Annotated in this window: 2 protein-coding genes; one reads left to right on the forward strand and one right to left on the reverse strand. The window is 49.2% G+C overall.

Annotation, left to right across the window (positions count from 1 at the left end):
• Window positions 1-280: 280 nt before the first annotated feature.
• Window positions 281-622 (reverse strand): hypothetical protein, encoded by a 342-nt coding sequence (locus APU11_RS14230; RefSeq protein ID WP_060578586.1) that lies wholly within the window; start codon window positions 620-622, stop codon window positions 281-283.
• A 612-nt stretch (window positions 623-1,234) separates the two neighbouring features.
• Here APU11_RS14230 and APU11_RS14235 point away from each other — a divergent pair.
• Window positions 1,235-1,432, forward strand: coding sequence for a hypothetical protein (locus tag APU11_RS14235; protein ID WP_060578588.1), 198 nt, complete (start codon window positions 1,235-1,237; stop codon window positions 1,430-1,432).
• Window positions 1,433-1,532: the final 100 nt, after the last annotated feature.

Below are 1,532 nucleotides of genomic sequence, written 5' to 3' on the forward strand. Positions count from 1 at the left end.
AATAGCTGAGATTCCTTCCACTTACGGAAGTCGATTAGTTCTCGTAGAGAAATACCCGTCTGGTGATTAATTTCGAATTCTGGCATAGCCTTACCCTCTGTCGTTACCCGCTGATGCGGGAGAAATGTTTTGGTCGGTGTAGTGCCTGTCGCACAGGTAGAGCGTTTGCCGCGTGCTAATAGCAGCCTTCACCACACCCCAAAACATTCCAGTTATTGCCGGGGTGTTTATCCGCGCCCGGCGCGCGCTTTCCCGCTATTCCCCAACAGCAAGAAATCGCTTACTCTTTAATCTCCCCAACAGTAGAAAGGATATATTCATGCAAACCATGCGGACCGTGTGCCCTGACTGCGGAAGTGAGATGTTCAACCAGCCCGATGATTTTGACTTTGAGACAAATTTCACCGGCGTCAGTTGTGCTGACTGTGGTCGAGAAATCACTAAGGACGATGTTGTCAATCAGGCCACGGACACGGTCAAAAAACAGCTCGACGACATGCTCAGGAATTCCCTCAAAGGAACTGGCTGGAAGTTCTAGTAGCTTTAAAAGCTCCCCGGCCTGAGTAAGCACCTCGCTGGCGTCTACGTTAAGCAGTAGTGGCGCCGTTTTTTTATCTGCCATACACACCCCTCTGTTTGTTTACCGTCAGCCCCTCGCAAAGAGCTGCTGGTAAACTTCGCCACACTCTCGCAGTGGCCGCGCTCATGCCCTTGAGTTCTTGTCGCTCATCGCCGCTCTAACCGGTGCGCGTCTGGCGTTCACGCTGCTTTACCGGCATACCCTTTTCCTCGTTTAACCCTGACCAGCGGTATGTCGCAGTTCGGACCTGCGTCTGGCTCTCATAGAGACTCGGGGCCACATCATTACTGCGGCTTGGAAGTGCGGTCTGTCCGCTTTAGTGCTTCATTTGAGTTTCTCCTCTAATTTTTTTATTCAAATTTCAGCTGGTCACACCGGCTCTCCATTGCCCGTTACACCCCTCGCACTCCCCGTCACCTGCTGAAATTCAAGTGGCGGCTCTAAGCGGTCCTCTAACTCCACTTCGCCGCTGGCTAACTTCGCTCAGCTGTCGATGTTTTGTTTCGATGGGTTAAAGATAACCTTAGTTATGAGTGATGGCAATAACCTAATTTATAATATCAATCACATAAGTTATAAATTAATGATAACTAAATGAATTTATTTTTGTAAATCATGAGTGCTATGCTTAAAAAAACAGCAGGAGGGATGTGCATGGTTCTGGATGAAGAGCGTATAAGCATGAAAATTCAGGCGATGGGGCGGGCGGTGATGGAATTGTCACTGGCTGAATTACCCATGACCCAGCAAAACATCATCGACAAGCTGAAGCAGTACCGGAAGGAAACAGGAAACGTGACAGGGAAGGAGGTGAACAGGGATGCGGCCGAGATAGTGCGGAAAGGAAGGTAGTGCAGGAGTGACAAAAAAGTGCAGGAGCAACATGCGCCAGCGCAGGTTATTTTGGATCACGTCATAAGTGATTGAATTGCATTGGATGCTTGCTTTAGTG

This window comes from Enterobacter sp. 50793107, from assembly GCF_001463365.1.
Taxonomy (GTDB): Bacteria; Pseudomonadota; Gammaproteobacteria; order Enterobacterales; family Enterobacteriaceae; genus Enterobacter; species Enterobacter cloacae.

Coding starts and splice junctions, on each gene's coding strand:
- APU11_RS14230 (WP_060578586.1), bottom strand. CDS start 622: ATGGCAGATAAAAAAACGGCGCCACTACTGCTTAACGTAGACGCCAGC.
- APU11_RS14235 (WP_060578588.1), top strand. CDS start 1,235: ATGGTTCTGGATGAAGAGCGTATAAGCATGAAAATTCAGGCGATGGGG.